This window comes from Pseudomonas sp. H3_A02 (assembly GCF_054671965.1).
Genome location: NZ_CP162807.1, coordinates 428910 through 449672, shown reverse-complemented (window position 1 = coordinate 449672; position 20763 = coordinate 428910). Strand labels below are relative to the sequence as shown.

Sequence of the window (20763 nt, the reverse complement as noted above, 5' to 3'; positions counted from 1 at the left end):
ATCGCACAGATGCTTTTCTGTGGGAGTGAGCTTGTGTGGGAGCTGGGCTTGTGTGGGAGCAAGGCTTGCTCCCACACAAACCCAGCTTCCACATTGAGCGATATTAGTGACGGAAGTGGCGCATGCCGGTGAAGACCATGGCGATGCCGGCTTCATCGGCAGCGGCGATCACTTCGCTGTCACGCATCGAACCACCCGGTTGGATCACGGCGGTGATGCCGACCTTGGCCGCGTTGTCGATGCCGTCGCGGAACGGGAAGAACGCATCGGAGGCCATGACCGCGCCCTGTACCTGCAAGCCGGCGTGTTCAGCCTTGATGGCGGCGATGCGGGCCGAGTTCACGCGGCTCATCTGGCCGGCGCCGACACCGATGGTCTGGCGGTTCTTGGCGTAGACGATGGCGTTGGACTTGACGTACTTGGCGACTTTCCAGGCGAAGATCAGGTCGTTGATTTCCTGCTCGCTCGGGGCACGCTGGGTCACGACCTTGAGGTCTTCGCTGCCGATCATGCCGATGTCACGGCTCTGGACCAGCAGGCCGCCGTTGACGCGCTTGTAATCCCAGGCCGGCGCACGATCGGCCGACCATTGGCCGCAGGCCAGCAGGCGCACGTTGGCCTTGGCAGCCACGATGGCGCGGGCTTTTTCACTGACCGAAGGGGCGATGATCACTTCGACGAACTGGCGCTCGACGATGGCCTTGGCGGTCTCGGCGTCCAGCTCACGGTTGAAGGCGATGATGCCGCCGAAGGCCGACTCGGTGTCGGTTGCGTAGGCCAGTTCGTAGGCCTGGCGGATGCCGCCCTCGGCGTCCGGGCTCACGGCCACGCCGCACGGGTTGGCGTGCTTGACGATCACGCAGGCGGGCTTGACGAAGCTCTTGACGCATTCCAGCGCGGCGTCGGTGTCGGCCACATTGTTGAACGACAGTTCCTTGCCTTGCAGTTGGGTGGCGGTGGCGATGCCGACTTCGGCAGGCTTGGCTTCCACGTAGAACGCTGCGCTCTGGTGCGGGTTCTCGCCGTAGCGCATTTCCTGGGCCTTGACGAACTGGGTGTTGAAGGTGCGCGGGAACTCGCTGCGGCCTTCGGTCGACAGGGTTTCAGCAGCCTGGTTCACAGTGCCCATGTAGTTGGCGATCATGCCGTCGTAGGCGGCGGTGTGTTCGAAAGCCTTGAGCATCAGGTCGAAACGCTGGGCGTAGGTCAGGCCGCCGGCCTTGAGGTTTTCCAGCACGCTGGCGTAGTCGCTGGCGTTGACCACGATGGCCACGTCTTTATGGTTCTTGGCCGCCGAGCGGACCATGGTCGGGCCGCCGATGTCGATGTTCTCGATGGCGGTCGGCAGGTCGCAACCTGGCTTGTTGATGGTGGCTTCGAACGGGTAGAGGTTGACCGCCACCAGGTCGATCGGCTTGATGCCGTGTTCGTTCATGATGGCGTCGTCGATGCCGCGACGGCCCAGGATCCCACCGTGGATTTTCGGGTGCAGGGTCTTGACCCGACCGTCCATCATTTCCGCAAAACCGGTGTAGTCCGCGACTTCCACTGCGGCAACGCCGTTGTCCTGCAGCAGCTTGAAGGTCCCGCCGGTGGAGAGAATCTCGACGCCCAGCTGTTGCAGCTCGCGGGCGAATTCGAGGATCCCGGTCTTGTCGGAAACGCTGATCAAGGCGCGGCGGATCGGCAGGCGGGTGGTCTGGTCGGTCATTTCAATTTCCATCAAAAGCAAGGGAAGTCAGCAAAAAAGGCGACCGTTTTTTATGCGGGCGCCTTTCTGGTTTGATTGAATGCTTACAGCAGATCGTACTGCTTGAGTTTCTTGCGCAGGGTGCCGCGGTTCAGGCCCAGCAGCTCACTGGCCTTGGTCTGGTTGCCCTTGACGTAGTTCATCACGCTTTCGAGCAGCGGTGCCTCGACTTCGGAAAGCACCAGGTTGTACACATCCGTGACGGCAGCGCCCTCAAGGTGGGCGAAATAATTGTGCAGCGCCTTCTCGACACTCCCGCGAAGGGTCTGACCTTCTTCGCTGGGCGTGTTGAGGTGCTGTTTCAAATTCACGTTGTCGCTCACGGGTGTTGTTCCACTCACTAAAGTCTCGGTCATCATCGTCATGCGGCCACCCCTTCGTCCCCTGTCAGGCTCTTGTAACGCTCAGCGAAGAACGCCTGAACGTCGGCGCATTGTGCTTGCGTACCATCCAAACGATTGAAACGGGCGCGAAACTCCCTGGCGCCCGGCAGGGTTGCGAGATACCAGCCCACATGCTTGCGAGCGATGCGTACGCCCATGACCTCTCCGTAGAAGGCATGTAGCGCGGCCAGATGCTCTAGCAGAATACGTTCCACCTCGGACAACTGTGGCGCAGCGAGCTTTTCGCCGGTGCGCAGATAGTGTTCGATCTCACGAAAAATCCATGGCCGCCCCTGGGCGGCCCGACCGATCAACAGGCCATCGGCACCGGTGGCGTCCAGCACGTACCGGGCCTTCTCGGGCGAGTCAACGTCGCCGTTGGCAAACACCGGAATCGACACCGCCTGCTTGATCGCGGCGATGGTGTCGTACTCGGCTTCGCCGGTGTACAGGTCGGCACGGGTGCGGCCATGGACCGCCAACGCCGTGATGCCCGCCTGTTCGGCGATCTTCGCCACCACCAGGCCATTCTTGTTCTCCCGGTCCCACCCGGTGCGGATCTTCAGGGTCACCGGCACATCGACCGCGGCCACTACGGCCTGCAGGATCTCGGTGACCAGCGCTTCATCTTTCAACAGTGCCGAGCCGGCGGCCTTGTTGCAGACCTTTTTCGCCGGGCAGCCCATGTTGATGTCGATGATCTGCGCCCCCAACTCGACATTCGCCCGGGCCGCCTCCGCCAGCATCTGTGCGTCGCCACCGGCGATCTGTACCGAGCGGGGCTCGGGATCACCTTCGTGGATCATGCGCAGACGCGATTTGCGGGTGTTCCACAAACTCATGTCGCTGGTGACCATTTCCGACACCACCAAGCCTGCGCCCAAACGTTTGCAAAGCTGACGAAAGGGCTGGTCGGTGACGCCCGCCATAGGGGCGAGAACCAGGCCGTTCTGCAATGTATATGGGCCGATGCGTACCGCCGACATAGGACTTCCCTGAAGTGGGGCCGGATCATGAGACTTCGAAAAAGGGTTGGCATGATACCCGCTCTCGATGACTGGATAAAGATCGAATTGGATAAAATCTGAACAGCTATTTTGTTATCGCCAGCGGTTTGGTCTGGCTGGGGTCAGTCAGAAAGCTGCCGTCAATTGGCCGACCTTGGCCGCTTTCACTCGGGGGAATGAAAGCTCAGGCTGTAGTTCACCGCCTTGGGCCCGGGGTCGAGGATATCCAGCGCGATGTGGATGGGCGTCTGTGGCGGCATTTCGCCGCGGCCCTCGAGATCGCCGCCCAGGTATTCCCCGGGCTTGAAGCGACGGCTGGCGATCAGGTGCCCGTTGAGATCGGCAAAGCGCAGCTCCAGCAACGGAAAAGGTTGGGAGAAGGGCGCACGGTTGTAGATGATCGCGTCCACTATCAGGGCGCCGCTGAACTCCGGATGGCTGCGCACCACCAGGTTGCTGCTTTTGATCTTGGCGATGTCGACCTTGGACGGTACGTCGCAGCCGATGGTCGGGCAGATTTGCAGGAACCACGGCCGGTACTGGTCCTGGCGGGCCAGTTCTTCGAAATGGTAGGCGATGTACTGGCCGCCCAGGGCAGCGGCGGCGAGCAGTATCAGCAGGGCCCACAACAGGCGTCGGCCCCAGGGTGAGCGGCGCTTGCGCCAATCCAGTTGCAGCGGGTCGTCGTCCAGGTCGTGGAGGGCCTCGGCGCGTATCCCCGGCTCCTGGCGTTCCCGTGACTTGCGCAGTGGCAGCGGTCGCTCGGGCTCATCGTCGTGGTCAACGGTAGCGGACAGCCGCTCGAGGTGTTCGTCGGGCTCGTTGTCCAGCGCGAGGTGGAGCGGGGCGGCCGGTTCGTCGTCCGGTTCCAGCGGTTCGAGGGCCAGGGACAGGGACGGTTCGGTACGCGGTGGTCGGGCCGGCTCGTGGGGCTCGAACGGTTCGAAGGGGGTATCGAGGACGGTTTCGACGTGTTCGCTCGAGGTTTCGCTGTACAGGCTGTCGGGCCAGGCTTGCTGGTCGCTGGAGTGCGAATCGCGTTGCGCGCTCAGGTTGTCTTCCCGACGCCGGCCGGCATTGCCCGGGGCGCGATTATCACGTCGCTCCAGGCGCGCCAGTTCCTTGTCCAAGTCATCCAGATCCAGCTCGGCGGCGCTCCATTGTTTCTGGCTGATCGCCCGGGGCGGGGCGTCGGCGGCCGGCTTGGCGGGTGGCGCGACAGCCGCCGTTTGCTTGGCTGTGCGTTGTTCCAGCAACTGTCGGGCGGCATTGAACACTTGCAGGCACGAGCCGCAACGAACCACCCCGCGGGCCACGCTCAATTGAGCATGGCTGACGCGAAAACGGGTGTGGCAATGCGGGCACTGGGTGACGAAGCTGTCAGTCATGCGGCAATCCGGTGAATACAGGCGATCATTCTAGCGCCGACGTCCGGTGATGCGCACCCAGCCATCGCGATTGGCGATCGGGTCCAGGTCAAAGTCCGCGGCATAAGCGGCAGCGACTTCTTCACCCTGTTCGGCGAGGATGCCCGACAGCGCCAGGCGTCCGCCCGGCTTGACCAGGCTCGACAGCTGCGGCGCCAGGGACACCAGCGGGCCGGCCAGGATGTTGGCCACCAGCACGTCGGCCTGGACCTGTGGCAGGTCCTGGGGCAAGTACAGCGGGAACAGGGCTTCGGCGATGTTGTTGCGCCCGGCGTTGTCGCGGGAGGCTTCCAGGGCCTGGACATCGATGTCGGTGCCAACTGCTTCCCGGGCGCCCAGCAGGAGCGCGGCAATCGCCAGGATCCCCGAGCCACAGCCGAAATCGAGTACGTTGCAACCCTTCAGGTCCTGGCCATCGAGCCATTCCAGGCACAGCGCGGTGGTCGGGTGGGTGCCGGTGCCGAACGCCAGGCCCGGGTCCAGCAGCAGGTTGACCGCGTCCGGCTCTGGCGCGGCATGCCAGCTCGGAACGATCCACAGGCGCTGGCCGAAACGCATCGGCTGGAAGTTGTCCATCCAGCTGCGTTCCCAATCCTGGTCCTCGATCACTTCGCTGTGATGCTCGGGCAGCGGGCTGCCGGTCAGCAGCTCGAGATGGGCCAGTACGCTGGCCGCCTCGGTGCCGCCTTCAAACAGGGCCAGCAGGTGGGTGTGGGACCACAGCGGGGTGGTATTGAGCTCCGGCTCGAAGATCGGCTGGTCTTCGGCGTCCATGAAGGTTACCGATACAGCGCCTACTTCAAGAAACGCGTCTTCGTAGGTTTCGGCTTGTTCCGGGCTGATGGCCAGGCGTACTTGCAGCCAAGGCATGGCGGGCACCTTTGAAAAAATAGAGTGTGCAGCCGATGGCTGCGAGAAGCGCGCCAGTTTACGCGAGCGCATGGGTTTTGTGGGAGTGGTGTGACCTTATGTCTACCGCTCGCTTCTTGGATGACGCTGTACTTGTGGGAGCGGGCTTGCTCGCGAAAGCGTTGGGTCAGTCAACATCAATGTCACTGGCAGATTGCATTCGCGAGCAAGCCCGCTCCCACAGGGGGATTTGTGCGGGATACAGGTACAACAAAGCCGCTCGAAAGCGGCTTTGTTGGTCTGGAGCAAAAACCGTCAGTGTTGACCGGCCAGCTTGTGTTCCAAGTAGTGGATGTTGACGCCGCCTTTGCAGAAACCTTCGTCACGAACGAGGTCGCGGTGCAGCGGGATGTTGGTCTTGATCCCGTCTACCACGATTTCGTCCAGCGCATTGCGCATGCGCGCCATGGCTTCTTCACGGGTCGCCCCGTAGGTGATCAGCTTGCCGATCAGCGAATCGTAGTTCGGCGGAACGGCATAACCGCTGTACAGGTGCGAGTCGACGCGAACGCCATTGCCGCCCGGGGCATGGAAATGCTTGACCGTGCCTGGGCTAGGCATGAAGGTTTTCGGGTCTTCGGCATTGATCCGGCATTCCAGCGAGTGACCGCGGATGACCACGTCATCCTGGGTGAACGACAACTTGTTGCCGGCGGCGATGCTGAGCATCTCCTTGACGATGTCGATACCGGTGACCATTTCCGAAACCGGGTGCTCCACCTGAACACGGGTGTTCATTTCGATGAAGTAGAAACGACCGTTCTCGTACAGGAACTCGAAGGTACCGGCGCCGCGATAGCCGATGTCGATACAGGCCTTGACGCAACGCGCCAGGACTTCCTGGCGAGCCTGCTCGTCGATGCCCGGTGCCGGCGCTTCTTCGAGGACCTTCTGGTGACGACGTTGCAGCGAGCAATCGCGGTCGCCCAGGTGGATGGCCTGGCCCTGGCCGTCGGACAGCACCTGGACTTCGACGTGACGTGGGTTGGTCAGGAATTTTTCCAGATAGACCATCGGGTTGCCGAACGCCGCGCCTGCTTCGGAGCGGGTCAGTTTCGCCGAGGAAATCAGGTCTTCTTCCTTGTGTACCACACGCATGCCGCGACCACCGCCGCCGCCAGCGGCCTTGATGATCACCGGATAACCGACTTCGCGACCGATGCGCAAAGCGGTTTCTTCATCTTCAGGCAGTGGGCCGTCGGAACCCGGAACGGTCGGTACGCCAGCAGCGATCATGGCGTGCTTGGCCGAAACCTTGTCGCCCATCAGGCGAATGGTGTCGGCTTTCGGGCCAATGAAGGCAAAACCGGAGTTTTCCACCTGTTCGGCGAAGTCGGCGTTTTCCGCCAGGAAACCGTAGCCCGGGTGAATGGCGGTGGCGCCGGTCACTTCGGCAGCAGCGATGATCGCCGGGATATGCAGGTAGGAGTGCGCAGCCGACGCCGGACCGATGCAGACGGATTCGTCCGCCAGGCCCAGGTGCATCAGTTCTTTGTCGGCCTTGGAGTAAACGGCGACGGTCTTGATGCCCATCTCTTTGCAGGCACGCAGAATCCGCAGGGCAATCTCACCGCGGTTAGCGATCAGGACTTTTTCCAACTTCGCAGTCATCAAAGGCTCCCCGCGGTTCAAACGATGGTGAACAGCGGTTGGTCGTACTCAACCGGCTGGCCGTCTTCGACGAGGATGGATTCGATCACACCGCTGGTTTCAGCTTCGATGTGGTTCATCATCTTCATGGCTTCGACGATGCACAGGGTGTCGCCTTTCTTCACGGTCTGGCCGACTTCAACGAAGGACGGCGAGGAGGGCGAAGACTTGCGATAGAACGTGCCCACCATTGGCGAACGAGCGACTGTGCCGTTCAACGTTGGTGCTGCCGGTGCGGCTGGCGCTGCGGCGGCAACCGGGGCTGCTGCTGGAGCAGGCGCGGCGGCCGGAGCTTGCATCGGGGCCGGTGCATAGAACTGCTGGGCCGGGGTCTTGCTGTGGCGGCTGATGCGTACGGACTCTTCGCCTTCCTTGATCTCAAGCTCGTCGATGCCGGACTCTTCCAGCAATTCGATCAATTTCTTAACTTTACGGATATCCATGAATCATCAACTCCCAAGGGTCGGTCAGGGGCGTTTAACGCTTGTTGTTCAAGCGGGTGCCTGTCTTTCAAGCTGTTCTAGGGCGGCCTCCAGGGCCAGTCGGTAACCGCTGGCGCCAAGGCCGCAGATCACTCCCACTGCTACATCGGAGAAGTAGGAGTGATGGCGGAAAGGTTCGCGTTTGTGCACGTTGGACAAGTGCACTTCGATGAATGGGATGCTCACCGCCAGCAGCGCGTCACGTAATGCGACACTTGTATGTGTAAAAGCTGCTGGATTGATCAAAATGAAATCCACGCCTTCGCCACGCGCGGCATGGATGCGGTCGATCAATTCATATTCGGCGTTGCTTTGCAGGTAGAGCAAATGATGGCCGGCGTTGCGGGCCCGCTGTTCCAGGTCCTGGTTGATCTGGGCCAGTGTCACGGCGCCGTAGACGCCCGGTTCACGGGTGCCCAGCAGGTTCAGGTTGGGTCCGTGCAGGACCAATAGGGTCGCCATCTGCTGTTCCTTGTTATCTGTGAGCAGGTATCAGAACCCGGCGACTATGCCGCAAAGCCTTAATGACTGTCCAGTTCTCGGCAATAGCCAGCACGATGACCGATGTTTGCGCGAAATTTGTGACCATGCCCCCGGATTCGGTCACCCGCGTTCGGACAACCTGCACGAGACCTTGTGGGAGCGAGCTTGCTCGCGATGACGGCGGCACATTCAATATCGATGCAAACTGACCCACCGCTATCGCGAGCAAGCTCGCTCCCACAGGGGATCGGCGGTGAGCATCCATTCCCGGGTCCCCCGAATCAATGTGGGAGCGAGCTTGCTCGCGATGACGGCGGCACATTCAACATCGATGCAAGCTGACCCACCGCTATCGCGAGCAAGCTCGCTCCCACAGAAGATGGCGGCTGACGATGAGTGTTCACTTCTTTCGGAATCGACCCTGTGGCGAGGGAGCAAGCTCCCTCGCCACAACGATTCATCCAGTCTTTGGCGCTAGACCCGAAACGCTTGCACGGCGGTGTGCAAACGCCCGCCGAGTACCAGGAGATTGTCGCCCTGTTCCCGGCCCTGGCCGATGCGCAGCAGGTTGTCCCCGCCCAGTTGGTGAATGCGCTCGCTGTGATCGCGGATTTCGCTGACGGCACCGCTTTGTTGGGCGGTGACGTCGGCGATGCGTACTGCCGTGTCGGAGATGGTCTGGATGGCGCCGACGATCTCATCCAGCGCGCCGTCGGCCGCTTGCGCCTGGTTGGCGGTGGCTTCGGCGTGTTCGACCTGGGCGCGCATGCCGTCCACCGACTGGCGTGCGGCCAGTTGCAGGCGGGCGATCAGCGTCTGGATTTCGGCGGTGGCGCCGGCCGTGCGCTGGGCCAGGGAGCGGACTTCCTCGGCCACCACCGCAAAGCCCCGGCCCATTTCCCCGGCGCGAGCCGCTTCGATGGCCGCGTTGAGAGCCAGCAGGTTGGTCTGGTCGGCAATCGAGCGAATCACCGTCAGCACGCCCCCGATGGTTGCGGATTCCTCAGCCAGTTGTTCGATCATCTGCGCGTTGCCTTGCACTTCCCCCACCAGCGCATGCAGGCCCGTGAGGCTCAAACCGATGACTTTCTGCCCTTGCTCCACCGCTTGCCCGGCGCTGCGGCTGGCGTCGGCGGCCTGGCTGGCATCGCCGGCCACTTGCTGGATCGTCGCCTCCAGTTCGCTAAGGGAATCACGGATCAGCGCCGTGTCGCCGGCCTGATGCTCGGCCCCGCTGTGCAGCTCGCCGCTCAGCTCCGCCAGCGCCCGGCTGCTGCCGGCGACCTGTTCGGCGTTCACCCGAATGGTGCCCACCAGGTCCACCAGGTAAGCGCGCAGGCGATTGAGCGAAGCCCCGATGTCCTGCATTTCGCGGTTGCTGGCGCCCACGTGGATGTCCCGGCTGAAATCCCCCTCGGCCCAGGTCGACAGGGCTGGAGCCAGGTGCGTCAAGGTCCGGGCCAGGCGCCGCTGCAAGGTGTCGATCAGCAGCGCGATCAGCAGGATCAGGCCGATCATCACGCCCTGGATCATGCGAACCTCTCCCTGGATCTGCCCATGCTGAGCCCGGACCGCCGGTTCCAGGGTATCGATCGCCGTTTGCACATCGGCGATTTTCAGGTGCGTTGCATTGCTCAGTTCGGTGCGTTTCTGGATCAGTTCGCGGGTGCGGGTCAATTCCGCCGGATAACGGCCGAGCAGGCTGTTGAGTTCGCGCTTGAGAGCGATGCCGGCGTCTTCGGCGACGGTTTTTTCCTGGGTTTCCAGGCCCATCAGCGCGGCGAAATCATCGCTGCCTGATTCGCTGCTGACGGTGACGCCCAGCAGTGGCAGGCTGTCGAGGCGTTCGGCTTCGACACGGATGCTCGCCAGTTCCCGTTCGACATCGGCGGCCAATTCGCTACGGCCACTGCTGACCAGTTTGTCCCGCGTGAGGGACAACCGGCCCAGGTGCTGCGAAGCGGCAAACAACGGTGGCAGGTAGGCCGGGGCGCCGTTGGCGTATTGGGCCAGTTGGTCGAGGCTGGCGCTCAGTTCGCGTTCGGCCTGCAGCAACAAGGCCTGTGGATCACCGGCCAGCTTGCCGGCGGCCAGCAGATCGGTCTTGCTGAAGCCCTCAAGGTTGGACAGGCTCGGACGCAGGGTCTTGGCCAGCTCCGGGGGAAACTGGTCGAGATCTTTCTGCAGGGTCTCCAAGGCCTGGGTAGCCGCGCTCAGGCGCAAGGCGTCGCCGCTGGCCAGGTAGTCCTCGACGTTGCGCGCCACGTCGCCCTGGAACTGCCGCGACAGGCCCAGGTAGCGCTCCATCAGCAAGTAAGGCCGTTCCAGGGCGATCTGCGACCACCACAGGGTAGCCCCAAGGCCCAGGCACACGGCGACTAAAAGGAGGGTGTTGAGATTGGTCAGCAGCTTCAGGCGCATCAAAGGTCTACCAGGGGCAGAATCGTAAGTGCCTGAATTTATTGCGCTTGAGTTACAGGTTTATGACTGAATCAGTCGATTCCGATGAAAAGGTGGCACTTTGCTTTGATTGGCGGGCGCTCTGTACCCGGTTGCGCCCGGCGTGCTTGGCGCGGTACAGCGCTTCGTCCGCCTGACTGGCCATCATCAGGCTGTCGGAATCATCGCTCATCTCCACCACGCCAGCGCTAAAGGTGCACCACAAATCATGGGGCTGGGCCGGGTAGTGGATTTCAGCAAAGCGCTGGCGAATCTCGTCCAGCACCTTGCAGGCGGCGTCGATGTCGGTGTCGGGCATGACGATGGCGAACTCTTCGCCGCCGTAACGGCCGATGAAGTCGGTCTTGCGCAGGCGTTGCTTGAGAAACAGCGCCAGGCTCTTGATCACCCGGTCGCCCATGGGATGGCCGTGGCTGTCATTGACCCGTTTGAAGTGGTCGATGTCGAGCATGGCAAAGCTCAGGGGCTTGCCTTCGCGACGGGCGCGGAAGCTGCAATCCTCGAGCAGTTGCAGGATATGGGTGTGGTTGTACAGGCCGGTGAGGCTGTCGCGCACCATCCGCGCCTTGAGGTTGCGCGCCCGGGCGGCACGGTTGCGCACGGTGGTGATCAAGTGCCGGGGCTTGATCGGTTTGGTCAGAAAGTCGTCGCCACCTTCGCTCATGGCGTCGAGTTGCTTGTCCAGGTCGTCTTCGGCAGACAGGTAGATGATCGGCACGCTGACGTAGCGGTCATTGTGACGGATCACTTTGGCCAGCTCCGTGCCGGTGCAGGCTGGCATGTACATGTCGAGGATGATCAGGTCGGGCTGGAAATCCGCCAGCTCGGCCATGGCCTGGATCGGCTCGATCAGCGTGCGGGTGATGATGCCGGCGCTGTTGAGCAGGCGTTCGGTGTGCAAGGCCTGGGCGCGGGAGTCATCGATGATCAGCACTTTGTAGGGGTCGTACTGGGCGACGCAGGTCAGCACTTCGATCTTTTCCAGCAGGCTCGAGGCTTCGAGAGTGCCGGTGAGGAATTCCTGTCCGCCGGCGCGTACCGCGGCCAGGCGTGTCGGGGTGTCGGTTTCCAGCAAGCTGAAGAACAGCAGCGGCAACGGTTGTTCCAGGCCTTCCTGGGCTTCGGCGGCCAGTTTCAGGCCGGTGCCCGGGCCGCTGAAGTCCACGTCCATGACAATCGCCGCCGGTAGGCGCTCAACCATCGAGGCCCGGAACGCCGCGACACTGTCCAGCGCCTGGGCGCTGAGGCCGAAGAACTCCAATTGCTTGGCCAGGCGTTCGGCGCGGTCATGGTCCTGCAGCATCACGTAGATGGGTTTGCGCAGCGGCGGCAGGAAAGTTTGTTCGAGCTGGTCGCCATGGCGCAGGCCGGTGCGCGACAAGCGCTGCATCAGGCGGTTGATTTCGGTGATCAGGTGGCTGCTCAGGCGCCCGCGATTGGCGTCCACCGCTTGCAGCGACTGGCTGATGCCTTGGGCCAGCAGGGAATGCTCGGGCTGTTCGAAGCGCTCGGCGAAGCGCAGCAGGCGCAGATTGGCCTCGCTGAGCTCCGACAGGTCGGTGCTTGACCACTCACTGCGTTGCAGGCGCTGCCAAATCTCCAGGATCTGACGAGCCTGATGAATTACCCGCTGGGCAAAGTGGTGCTTGAGGCGCTCACGGCTGGGGTCTTCTGGCTCGGTCATATCCTGACTACTAGTTAGGGTGCATGCTGAGATCGACTGGTGGCTCTATGCTAGCACCTCTTTTCCTCCGCATGAGTGTCATACGTCAATATTCTGTCCAGTCGCCCAATTCAGTTTGTGACTGGACAGTCTCGTAGGCCGATGGCAACGCTTCCTTTATAGTGCTGTTCGATTGCCCTGTCGCGCCCGGCATGATTGGCGCCGCATTATCGCGTTTCAAATCAGGCACGATGGCGTAGGGTTGTGGTCGAACCGAGAACTCAAGTGATTGAAGGGATATCGCCATGCTGGACTGGAAAAACCGCGCGGGCAGCGCGCCTGAACGTGCCGCCGAGCCGAAATCGGACACCCGCAGCTACCTGGGTGGGCTTTTTTTCAGCCGCGCACTGGCCACGCTGATTGGTCTTTACCTGCTGGTGACCATCGCCCTCGGCTGGTACTGGAGCCAGGAGCCCGCGTTGTTCCCCGTGCAGCAGAACGCCCAGGCCGCGGCCGAGAAGGATAGCCGGCAAATGGTGGTGGGCTACACCACCGTCGAGACGCTCAAGACCGTGGCCGGAACCTTGCTGACCAAGCAGGGTGGCTACATTTCCAACGACCGCTTCCCGCCGGGCCTGTGGATGGACAACATGCCGAGCTGGGAGTACGGCGTGCTGGTGCAAGTCCGCGACCTGAGCCGCGCCCTGCGCAAGGACTTCGCCCGTTCCCAGTCCCAGTCCGCCGAGGATGCCGACCTGGCCAAGGCCGAGCCGCGTTTCAACTTTGACAACCGCAGTTGGGTGCTGCCTTCCAGCGAATCCGAATACCAGGAAGGCATCAATTCCCTGAGCCGCTACCAGGCGCGGCTGTCCGACCCGAGCCAGAAAAGCGCACTGTTCTACGCCCGCGCCGACAACCTGAACAACTGGCTGGGGGACGTCGGCACGCGCTTGGGTTCGTTGTCCCAGCGCCTGTCGGCCAGCGTTGGCCGGGTCAAGCTCAACACCTCGCTGAAAACCGAAGTCCCGGCGCCGGGCCAGGTACCGCAGGTGGACGAAGAGGTGGTCGAGACCCCGTGGCTGCAGATCGACAACGTGTTCTATGAAGCCCGCGGCCAGGCCTGGGCGTTGTCGCACCTGCTGCGCGCCATCGAGGTGGACTTCGCCGATGTGCTGGCGAAAAAGAACGCCACGGTCAGCGTGCGGCAGATCATTCGTGAGCTGGAAGCGTCCCAGGAACCGGTCTGGAGCCCGATGATCCTCAACGGCAGCGGCTTCGGTGTGTTGGCGAACCACTCGCTGGTCATGGCCAACTACATTTCTCGGGCCAACGCAGCGGTCATCGACTTGCGGCAACTGCTGAACCAAGGCTGATCCATGAGCGAAAGCCCCCGGGAGGTCGCTCACCGAGTGGCCTCGGATGCCGAGCTGATCGCGTGGGTCGACGAGCACGACAACCTGCTCGGCAGCCTGGTGCGTTCGGAGTTGCGCGAGCGCGGCCTGATCGGACGCGGCACCTACATCATGCTGTTCAATTCGGCCGGTGAACTGTGCGTTCACCGGCGCACCCTGAGCAAAGCCATCTACCCGGGTTTCTGGGACGTGGCGGCGGGTGGCATGGTCCAGGCCGACGAGACCTACGCCGAGTCGGCCGCCCGTGAGCTGGCTGAGGAACTGGGCGTGAGCGGCGTGGAGCTGACCGCCCACGACCATTTTTATTTCGAAGACCCCGGTAGTCGCCTGTGGTGCTCGGCGTTTTCGGCGGTGTGGGACGGCCCGTTGGTCTTGCAACCTGAAGAAGTCCTCGAAGCGCATTTCCTGCCGCTTGAACAGGTGCTCGATGAAATCCAGCGCATGCCTTACTGCCCGGACTCCCTGGCGGCACTTGAACGCTATTTGCGCGTCCACGGTGGCGACGTCGCAAAGAAGCTATAAATTGGCGCTGATTGGCCCTTAGCAAGTCGGCTTTTTGCCGTTACACTGCGCGACTTTTCAAGCTGAACCGCCGCTGCGGTCCAGTAGCGCTGCCCCTGCCTGAGTGGGGTTTCGCGGTCGAGGCACGTTCTCCCCTCGACCAGTCTTTGTCCTCCCAAGAGGATTGCCGGTGGCCAAAAAAGCCGCATCCTTCGCCGCCCTGGGCGGCCTGGTATTTTCTACCGACGCCGGTCGTCATTGCCCTGATTGCCGTCAACCGGTGGATGCCTGCATCTGCAAACAGACCGCCATCCCGGAAGGTGACGGCATCGCCCGTGTGCGCCGTGAAAGCAAAGGTCGCGGCGGCAAGACGGTGACCACGATCACCGGCGTGCCGTTGGCCGAAGACGCGCTCAAGGAACTGGCCACCACGTTGAAGAAGCGCTGTGGCACCGGTGGCGCGTTGAAAGACGGCATCATCGAGATCCAGGGCGATCACGTCGAGCTGCTGTTGGCGGAACTGGTCAAGCACGGCTTCAAGGCAAAGAAATCCGGCGGCTAGCAGCTTCTGTGAAAACCACCCTCGGCTGGACCCGAACCCTGCGTTCGAGGTCGCCCGCATGGTTTTCACAGAGCCTGTTCTGAACGGGCTTCTAAACTCATCGCTGGGAGCAGGGTCTACCTTGCTAACAGGCAATTCGTCATTTTCACTCTCTAGACTGCCCCAGCCTCCGACCGGATGGTGCATTTTGACTTCTTTATAGGGGACTTCGATGTCCGTACGACGCACACGCAAAGACGATGGCAGCCAATGGACAGTTGCGGACAGCCGCAGCGTTTACGGGATTCGCCATTGGGGGGCCGGTTATTTCGCGATCAATGAAGCCGGTCGCGTCGAAGTCCGTCCGAACGGCCCGGGCAGTTCGCCCATCGACCTGTTTGAGCAAGTCGACCAGTTGCGCCAGAGTGGCCTCTCGTTGCCCTTGCTGGTGCGTTTTCCCGACATCCTGCAAGACCGCGTGCGCCAACTGACCGGCGCGTTCGACAGCAACATCGCGCGCCTGGAATACCAGAGCAAGTACACCGCGCTGTACCCGATCAAGGTCAACCAACAGGAAGCGGTGATCGAGAACATCATCGCCACCCAGAACGTCTCCATCGGCCTGGAAGCCGGTTCCAAGCCGGAGTTGCTGGCAGTGCTGGCCCTGGCACCGAAGGGCGGGACCATCGTCTGCAACGGCTACAAGGACCGCGAATTCATCCGCCTGGCGTTGATGGGCCAGAAGCTCGGTCACAACGTCTTCATCGTCATCGAGAAAGAGTCCGAAGTCGAACTGGTGATCGAAGAGGCCGCAGTGCTCAAGGTCAAGCCACAGGTGGGCCTGCGCGTGCGCTTGTCGTCCCTGGCGTCGAGCAAGTGGGCTGATACCGGTGGCGAGAAGTCCAAGTTCGGCTTGTCGGCCGCGCAACTGTTGTCGGTGGTCGAGCGCTTCCGCGCTGCTGGCCTGGACCAGGGCATTCGCCTGCTGCACTTCCACATGGGGTCGCAGATCGCCAACCTGGCGGACTATCAGCACGGCTTCAAGGAAGCGATCCGTTACTACGGTGAGCTGCGCAACCTCGGCCTGCCGGTGGATCACATCGACGTCGGCGGTGGCCTCGGCGTGGACTACGACGGTACGCACTCGCGCAATGCCAGTTCGATCAACTACGACATGGATGATTACGCCGGTGTCGTGGTCGGCATGCTCAAGGAGTTCTGCGATGCCCAGAGCTTGCCGCACCCGCACATCTTCTCGGAAAGCGGCCGCTCGCTGACCGCCCACCACGCGATGCTGGTAGTGCAGGTGACCGACGTCGAGAAACACAACGACGACGTGCCGGTGATCGACAACAAGCAGGAATTGCCGGAAACCGTGCAATGGCTGGTTGACCTGCTGGGCCCGACCGATATCGAGATGGTCACCGAGACCTACTGGCGCGCCACGCACTACATGAGCGACGTGGCGACCCAATATGCCGACGGCAAGCTGACCCTGGCGGAAAAAGCCTTGGCCGAGCAGTGCTACTTTGCCGTGTGCCGTCGCCTGCACAACTCGTTGAAGGCCCGCCAGCGCTCGCACCGCCAGGTGCTGGATGAGCTCAACGACAAGCTGGCCGACAAATACATCTGCAACTTCTCGGTGTTCCAGAGCCTGCCGGACACCTGGGCCATCGGCCAGGTGCTGCCGATCCTGCCGTTGCATCGCCTGGACGAAGAGCCGCTGCGCCGCGCTGTGCTGCAAGACCTGACCTGCGACTCCGACGGCAAGATCAAGCAGTACGTCGACGAGCAGAGCATCGAGACCAGCCTGCCGGTGCACGCGCTCAATCCGGGTGAAGACTACCTGCTAGGCATCTTCCTGGTGGGCGCCTACCAGGAAATCCTCGGTGACATGCACAACCTGTTCGGCGATACCGACTCGGTGAACATCTACCAGAACGCCGACGGCAGCGTGTACCACGCGGGTATCGAAACCCACGACACCATCGAAGACATGCTGCGCTACGTGCACTTGTCGCCGGAGGAGTTGATGACGCACTACCGCGACAAGTGCGCCAGCGCCCGCATCAGCGCCGCCGAGCGCACCCAGTTCCTCGATGCGCTGCGCCTGGGGCTGACGCGTTCGTCTTACCTGTCTTCTTGATGGGGAAGTTTGTGGCGAGGGGATTTATCCCCGCTGGGTTGCGCAGCAGCCCCTAAGCAGTCAACTCAATCTGTCTGATTTACCGAGTTGTCGGCATTTAGGGCCGCTGCGCAGCCCAACGGGGATAAATCCCCTCGCCACAAAATTACAGCGGGGCTCACCCTTTTAACTGATCAACACTGCCCGCCGGGGCTGTCAGAAAACAAACCGCATGTTGCGGGTTTTTTCGGACAGTCCCGGAGGGCATTTTTGTTTTACGTCGCAGATGTTTCCTCACACCGGTGCATTTAATCGGTGATGTCCTTATTTCGTGTAGTCCCTTTCCTAACCTGTACTTCGCCCCTCTACTAGGCCATGGCGGTCGGCGAGAATCCCCGACCGCCCCTCCTGTAGAGAAACGCCGATGTCCGATCCAGCCTGCGAGCCAGCATTCCGTCTGGAGATAGCCGGTCTGCCCGAGCCCGTTGACGTCGTGGCCTTCACGGGTAGCGAAGCCATCAGCGAACCCTTCGTCTATGAAGTGGAGCTCTTGTTGCATGATGCGAGCCTGGACTTGGCGAGCCTGCTGTACCGCAGCGTCTGGTTGAGTTTCGGGACCCCAGGCCGGGGTATTCATGGGCAGCTCCATGAGTTGGTCCAGCACCGTCACGGCGCCGGTTGCCGGGTGCGTATCGGGCCGAAGCTGGCTTGCCTGGCGCAGCGCTTCAGCCAGCGGGTGTTCAGTGCCCGCTCGGTGCCGCAGATCATTCGCCAGGTGCTAAAGGCCCATGGCATCAGGGGCCGCCGCCTGTGCCTGGACCTGAGCGGCGATTATCCACCGCAGGATTTCTGTACCCAGTATCGGGAATCGGACCTACGGTTCCTCCAGCGCGTATGTGCCCAGGCGGGTATCCACTTTCATTTCGAACACACCCGGGACGGGCATTGCCTGGTGTTCGCCGACAATCCCCACAGTTTTCCCCCCGCCGGTAAGGCGGTCTACGTGGACGACGGGCCGACTGCCGCAGTGCGGACCTTCAGCGTGCACACCGATGTCTCGGGGCAGCAGGTCGCCCAGGGGCGCAGCGAGCTGACGAACTTGCGGGGTGGCCAGGTGCTGATGCTGACGGACCATCCGTTTGCCAACTGGAACCGGCGCTGGTTGTTGACGAAGGTCGAGCATCACGCCCAGGCGGGTGTGTATGGCAACCATTTCAAGGCCATTCCCCGGGGCGTGTTGTTCGTGCCGGACAACGTCCCGGCCAAACCACGCATGGTGAGCCGGCAGCGCGGCTGGGTCGTGGCGGTGGACGAGCCGCCGGAGCTGGGAGCGGGGCGCGTGGCGGTGGAGTTTGACTGGGTCTATCAGGGCGAAGGTTCCAGCCCCAGTCATTGCTGGCTGCCCTTGGCGCCCGAACTGGCTGCTGGCGGGGTGGGCGCGCTGGGTGACGGTACCGAGGTGCTGGTGAGCTTTATCGAAGGCGATCCGGATCGGCCGCTGGTCAGTGCATTTCTGAGCGAACCTGCCTCGGCCGAGATTGCCGATGAGTCATCCCCAGACGAAACACTCGGGTCGTCGGTGGTCGATCCGGTGCTGTTGTCGGCGATGCGAGAGGCCCAGCCGCTGGTCTTGTTGTGCCTGTTGCCCGAAGGCGGACCGTTCAGCCCCTGCGCCCAACCGATGTGCACCTGCCGTATGCTCATGGGCCGCGGCGCGGGCGTGGCTCGATGAGCGCGGCCGTGCCTGGACCAACGCCGCAGTGGTTGCTGCTGGACGTACCGAGTGCACCTGAGGCGGTGCGGCGGGTGCACTCGCAGTTCGCCGAGGCCCGGCGCTTTGCCCTGTTCGAAGGCACCGAGTTGCATGGGCTTCGCGAGCACGGTCCGCTGTTGGTGGAACTGCGCCAATCGCCAGCGCTGGTCAGTCTTTGTCACCTGGACCCGCGCGCCTGGCCGGGGTTGTTGTTGACCAGCCCAAAGCCCACCGTGCAAGTGCTCGCGCATCTGCGGCGCATGCTGACAGTGACGCTGGGCCTGCATCACAAAGCCCTGTTGAACTACTACAACCCGCACACCGCCAGCTATTTCTTTGACGGTTGCGATTCCCATGAGCTCAGTTGTTGGCTGGGTCCGATCAGTCTGTTGCGCTGGTTCGGTGGCACATGGGCCGACCGTGCAATCGGCAGCCAGGGCTGGCAACAATTGTCCAACCCGGGAGTGCCGGTGGCGGCGCTGGAGAAGGAGCACGGCCTCAGCGATCGACAGCAGGGCCAGTTGCAACGATGCCTGTTGGAGCGCCACGCGTGGCAATGGTCCAGTTCCACCGGGCGTGACTACCGTCGGCTCTGGGAGGATTTGCAGCAAGGGCTGGCGCTGGGGTTTACCGAACGCACGGTGCTCGACGACTGGCTGTGGCTGCGCCTGCAATACCCCGATGCCCGACCCATCCCGGGGCCGGAGGGTGGTTCGCCGCGCGAGCGTCTCGATCGCCTGCGGCGGCGTTGGCAGGGCCGCCTGGATTGACGGTTATTGAGGTGGCGCGCTGAGCCAACGGTCGCGCCGCTGCAAGTGCCAGGCAAACGCACCGAGGGTCAGGCTGCGCAGGGCCATGAACAGTAGGAAGGTGATCCACAGTCCATGGTTGCCCAAACCCAGCAGCATCCAGGCGATTGGGGCCACCAGCAGTAGGGTCAAGACCATGCCGTTGCGCATTTCCCGGGCGCGGGTGGCACCGATGAACAGGCCGTCGAGCAAATAGCTCCAGACCGCGATCAGCGGCAAGGTCGCCAGGTAGGGCAGGTAGTCGTAAGCGGTGGCGCGCACGTCGGGGATATCGGTTTGCATGTCGATGAACAAGTGGCCGGCGAGCAGGAACAGCAGGGCAAAGCCGAGGCTTGCAATCAGCGACCAACCGCTGGCCACCACCAGCGAACGACGCAAGGCCAGGCGGTCGCGGGCGCCGATGGCATGGCCGCACAGCGCTTCCACAGCATGGGCCAAGCCGTCCAGGGCATGGGCGGTCAGCAACAGGCCGTTGAGCAGCAAGGCATTGGCCGCCACGGTTGCGTCCCCCAGGCGCGCACCTTGCACCGTGATCAGGAAAAACACCGCTTGCAGTGCCAGGCTGCGAATGAATATGTCCCGGTTCACCGCCAGCAGCGGGCGCCAGTTCTGCCACACGCCCAGGGCCGCCCAGGCCATCTGCCCGGGCCAGGCCCGCAGTGTCTTGCGAGCCAGGGCCAGGCCGACCAGCGCACCGGTCCACTCGGCAATCACCGACGCCCGGGCCGAACCGGTCACGCCCCAGTCCAGGCCGATCACGAACCACAGGTTCAGGGCGATGTTGACCAGGTTGGTCACCAGCAGGATCGCCAACGGCGCTCGGGCATTCTGGGCGCCGAGGAACCAGCCCACCAGCGCATAGCTGGCCAGCGCCGCCGGCAAGCCAAAGAGCCGGGTGTGGAAGAAGTCGCGGGTCAGTTGGTTGAGCTCGGCGGACGGCTGCATGAAGTGCAACGCCACGCCACTCAACGGCACGCCGACGGCACCGAGCAGCAGCGCCAGCCCCATCGCCAACAACAGTCCTTGCAACAACACTTGCCGCAACGCCGCCCCGTCACCCCGCCCGGCAGCCTGGGCGGCGAACCCGGTGGTGCCCATGCGCAAGAAACCCATGGCCCACGCCAGCACCGTATACAAACTCGCCCCGACCGCCACTGCGCCCAACTGATGGGCATGGGGCAAATGGCCGATGACCGTGCTGTCCACCAGCGCCACCAGCGGCACGGAAATGTTCGAAAGAATCATCGGCGCCGCCAGCGCCCAGACCCGGCGATGGGTCAGGCGGTCGCGCCAGTCGGTGATCAGGTTGGACATGGGGGCTCCTTGATGGAGCGCGATTGTAGCGGGTTATGGTCTGATCGTTCTCCAGGGGATCTTGGACTCCTTGTGGCGAGGGGATTTATCCCCA

At 62.6% G+C, this 20763-nt stretch carries 17 protein-coding genes; 6 read left to right on the top strand and 11 right to left on the bottom strand.

Features of this window, described 5'->3' with window-relative positions; genetic code table 11:
* Positions 1 to 103: 103 nt before the first annotated feature.
* The 10 genes from purH to AB4N80_RS01845 all read right to left on the bottom strand — a co-directional run bounded on the left by purH (position 104) and on the right by AB4N80_RS01845 (position 12235).
* On the bottom strand, positions 104 to 1711 hold the full coding sequence (gene purH, locus AB4N80_RS01890) for a bifunctional phosphoribosylaminoimidazolecarboxamide formyltransferase/IMP cyclohydrolase (RefSeq protein WP_122567238.1): 1608 nt from the start codon (positions 1709 to 1711) through the stop codon (positions 104 to 106).
* 83 nt (positions 1712 to 1794) lie between these two features.
* Entirely contained in the window at positions 1795 to 2115 is a 321-nt protein-coding gene (gene fis, locus AB4N80_RS01885) for a DNA-binding transcriptional regulator Fis (protein WP_003186237.1), read from the bottom strand.
* On the bottom strand, positions 2112 to 3119 hold the full coding sequence (dusB, locus tag AB4N80_RS01880) for a tRNA dihydrouridine synthase DusB (RefSeq protein ID WP_058544597.1): 1008 nt from the start codon (positions 3117 to 3119) through the stop codon (positions 2112 to 2114). Before dusB ends, fis begins: the two co-directional genes overlap by 4 nt.
* A 185-nt stretch (positions 3120 to 3304) precedes the next feature.
* The gene (locus tag AB4N80_RS01875; protein WP_354338530.1) at positions 3305 to 4528 is read right to left on the bottom strand and encodes a DUF3426 domain-containing protein; all 1224 of its coding nucleotides are present in this window, start codon (positions 4526 to 4528) and stop codon (positions 3305 to 3307) included.
* 30 nt (positions 4529 to 4558) lie between these two features.
* The gene (gene prmA, locus AB4N80_RS01870; protein WP_013692161.1) at positions 4559 to 5437 is read right to left on the bottom strand and encodes a 50S ribosomal protein L11 methyltransferase; all 879 of its coding nucleotides are present in this window, start codon (positions 5435 to 5437) and stop codon (positions 4559 to 4561) included.
* A gap of 294 nt (positions 5438 to 5731) precedes the next feature.
* Positions 5732 to 7087 carry an acetyl-CoA carboxylase biotin carboxylase subunit gene (accC, locus tag AB4N80_RS01865; protein WP_122567235.1) on the bottom strand — a complete coding sequence of 452 codons (1356 nt, stop codon included), beginning with the start codon at positions 7085 to 7087 and terminating at the stop codon, positions 5732 to 5734.
* A gap of 17 nt (positions 7088 to 7104) precedes the next feature.
* Positions 7105 to 7569, bottom strand: a complete 465-nt coding sequence (gene accB, locus AB4N80_RS01860) for an acetyl-CoA carboxylase biotin carboxyl carrier protein (protein WP_053118072.1) — start codon at positions 7567 to 7569, stop codon at positions 7105 to 7107.
* A gap of 48 nt (positions 7570 to 7617) precedes the next feature.
* Positions 7618 to 8070, bottom strand: a complete 453-nt coding sequence (aroQ, locus tag AB4N80_RS01855) for a type II 3-dehydroquinate dehydratase (RefSeq protein ID WP_122567234.1) — start codon at positions 8068 to 8070, stop codon at positions 7618 to 7620.
* A 495-nt stretch (positions 8071 to 8565) separates the two neighbouring features.
* Positions 8566 to 9459 (bottom strand): methyl-accepting chemotaxis protein, encoded by an 894-nt coding sequence (locus AB4N80_RS01850; protein WP_460083197.1) that lies wholly within the window; start codon positions 9457 to 9459, stop codon positions 8566 to 8568.
* A 1105-nt stretch (positions 9460 to 10564) separates the two neighbouring features.
* Positions 10565 to 12235, bottom strand: coding sequence for a GGDEF domain-containing response regulator (locus AB4N80_RS01845; protein ID WP_192263661.1), 1671 nt, complete (start codon positions 12233 to 12235; stop codon positions 10565 to 10567).
* 284 nt (positions 12236 to 12519) lie between these two features.
* Here AB4N80_RS01845 and AB4N80_RS01840 point away from each other — a divergent pair, with 284 nt between their 5' ends.
* The 6 genes from AB4N80_RS01840 (at position 12520) to AB4N80_RS01815 (ending at position 19316) form a co-directional block, all read left to right on the top strand.
* Positions 12520 to 13587: a DUF2333 family protein gene (locus AB4N80_RS01840; protein WP_460080423.1), complete on the top strand. Its 1068-nt coding sequence runs from the start codon at positions 12520 to 12522 to the stop codon at positions 13585 to 13587.
* 3 nt (positions 13588 to 13590) lie between these two features.
* Positions 13591 to 14148 (top strand): NUDIX hydrolase, encoded by a 558-nt coding sequence (locus tag AB4N80_RS01835; RefSeq protein ID WP_122567230.1) that lies wholly within the window; start codon positions 13591 to 13593, stop codon positions 14146 to 14148.
* A gap of 169 nt (positions 14149 to 14317) precedes the next feature.
* Positions 14318 to 14689 carry a translation initiation factor Sui1 gene (locus tag AB4N80_RS01830; RefSeq protein WP_058543875.1) on the top strand — a complete coding sequence of 124 codons (372 nt, stop codon included), beginning with the start codon at positions 14318 to 14320 and terminating at the stop codon, positions 14687 to 14689.
* A gap of 211 nt (positions 14690 to 14900) precedes the next feature.
* Positions 14901 to 16814, top strand: a complete 1914-nt coding sequence (gene speA, locus AB4N80_RS01825; RefSeq protein ID WP_122567229.1) for an arginine decarboxylase — start codon at positions 14901 to 14903, stop codon at positions 16812 to 16814.
* Between the two features lie 403 nt (positions 16815 to 17217).
* Positions 17218 to 18525, top strand: coding sequence for a type VI secretion system Vgr family protein (locus AB4N80_RS01820; protein ID WP_122567228.1), 1308 nt, complete (start codon positions 17218 to 17220; stop codon positions 18523 to 18525).
* Positions 18522 to 19316 (top strand): DUF4123 domain-containing protein, encoded by a 795-nt coding sequence (locus AB4N80_RS01815; protein WP_122567227.1) that lies wholly within the window; start codon positions 18522 to 18524, stop codon positions 19314 to 19316. Before AB4N80_RS01820 ends, AB4N80_RS01815 begins: the two co-directional genes overlap by 4 nt.
* A 3-nt stretch (positions 19317 to 19319) precedes the next feature.
* Here AB4N80_RS01815 and AB4N80_RS01810 read toward each other — a convergent pair whose 3' ends face one another.
* Positions 19320 to 20669, bottom strand: coding sequence for an MATE family efflux transporter (locus tag AB4N80_RS01810; RefSeq protein ID WP_122567226.1), 1350 nt, complete (start codon positions 20667 to 20669; stop codon positions 19320 to 19322).
* Positions 20670 to 20763 lie beyond the last annotated feature (94 nt).

Bases quoted from the DNA above. Each gene is read 5' to 3' on its own strand.
- purH (WP_122567238.1), bottom strand. From the start codon at position 1,711: ATGACCGACCAGACCACCCGCCTGCCGATCCGCCGCGCCTTGATCAGC.
- fis (WP_003186237.1), bottom strand. From the start codon at position 2,115: ATGACGATGATGACCGAGACTTTAGTGAGTGGAACAACACCCGTGAGC.
- dusB (WP_058544597.1), bottom strand. From the start codon at position 3,119: ATGTCGGCGGTACGCATCGGCCCATATACATTGCAGAACGGCCTGGTT.
- AB4N80_RS01875 (WP_354338530.1), bottom strand. From the start codon at position 4,528: ATGACTGACAGCTTCGTCACCCAGTGCCCGCATTGCCACACCCGTTTT.
- prmA (WP_013692161.1), bottom strand. From the start codon at position 5,437: ATGCCTTGGCTGCAAGTACGCCTGGCCATCAGCCCGGAACAAGCCGAA.
- accC (WP_122567235.1), bottom strand. From the start codon at position 7,087: ATGACTGCGAAGTTGGAAAAAGTCCTGATCGCTAACCGCGGTGAGATT.
- accB (WP_053118072.1), bottom strand. From the start codon at position 7,569: ATGGATATCCGTAAAGTTAAGAAATTGATCGAATTGCTGGAAGAGTCC.
- aroQ (WP_122567234.1), bottom strand. From the start codon at position 8,070: ATGGCGACCCTATTGGTCCTGCACGGACCCAACCTGAACCTGCTGGGC.
- AB4N80_RS01850 (WP_460083197.1), bottom strand. From the start codon at position 9,459: ATGCAGGACATCGGGGCTTCGCTCAATCGCCTGCGCGCTTACCTGGTG.
- AB4N80_RS01845 (WP_192263661.1), bottom strand. From the start codon at position 12,235: ATGACCGAGCCAGAAGACCCCAGCCGTGAGCGCCTCAAGCACCACTTT.
- AB4N80_RS01840 (WP_460080423.1), top strand. From the start codon at position 12,520: ATGCTGGACTGGAAAAACCGCGCGGGCAGCGCGCCTGAACGTGCCGCC.
- AB4N80_RS01835 (WP_122567230.1), top strand. From the start codon at position 13,591: ATGAGCGAAAGCCCCCGGGAGGTCGCTCACCGAGTGGCCTCGGATGCC.
- speA (WP_122567229.1), top strand. From the start codon at position 14,901: ATGTCCGTACGACGCACACGCAAAGACGATGGCAGCCAATGGACAGTT.
- AB4N80_RS01820 (WP_122567228.1), top strand. From the start codon at position 17,218: ATGTCCGATCCAGCCTGCGAGCCAGCATTCCGTCTGGAGATAGCCGGT.
- AB4N80_RS01815 (WP_122567227.1), top strand. From the start codon at position 18,522: ATGAGCGCGGCCGTGCCTGGACCAACGCCGCAGTGGTTGCTGCTGGAC.
- AB4N80_RS01810 (WP_122567226.1), bottom strand. From the start codon at position 20,669: ATGTCCAACCTGATCACCGACTGGCGCGACCGCCTGACCCATCGCCGG.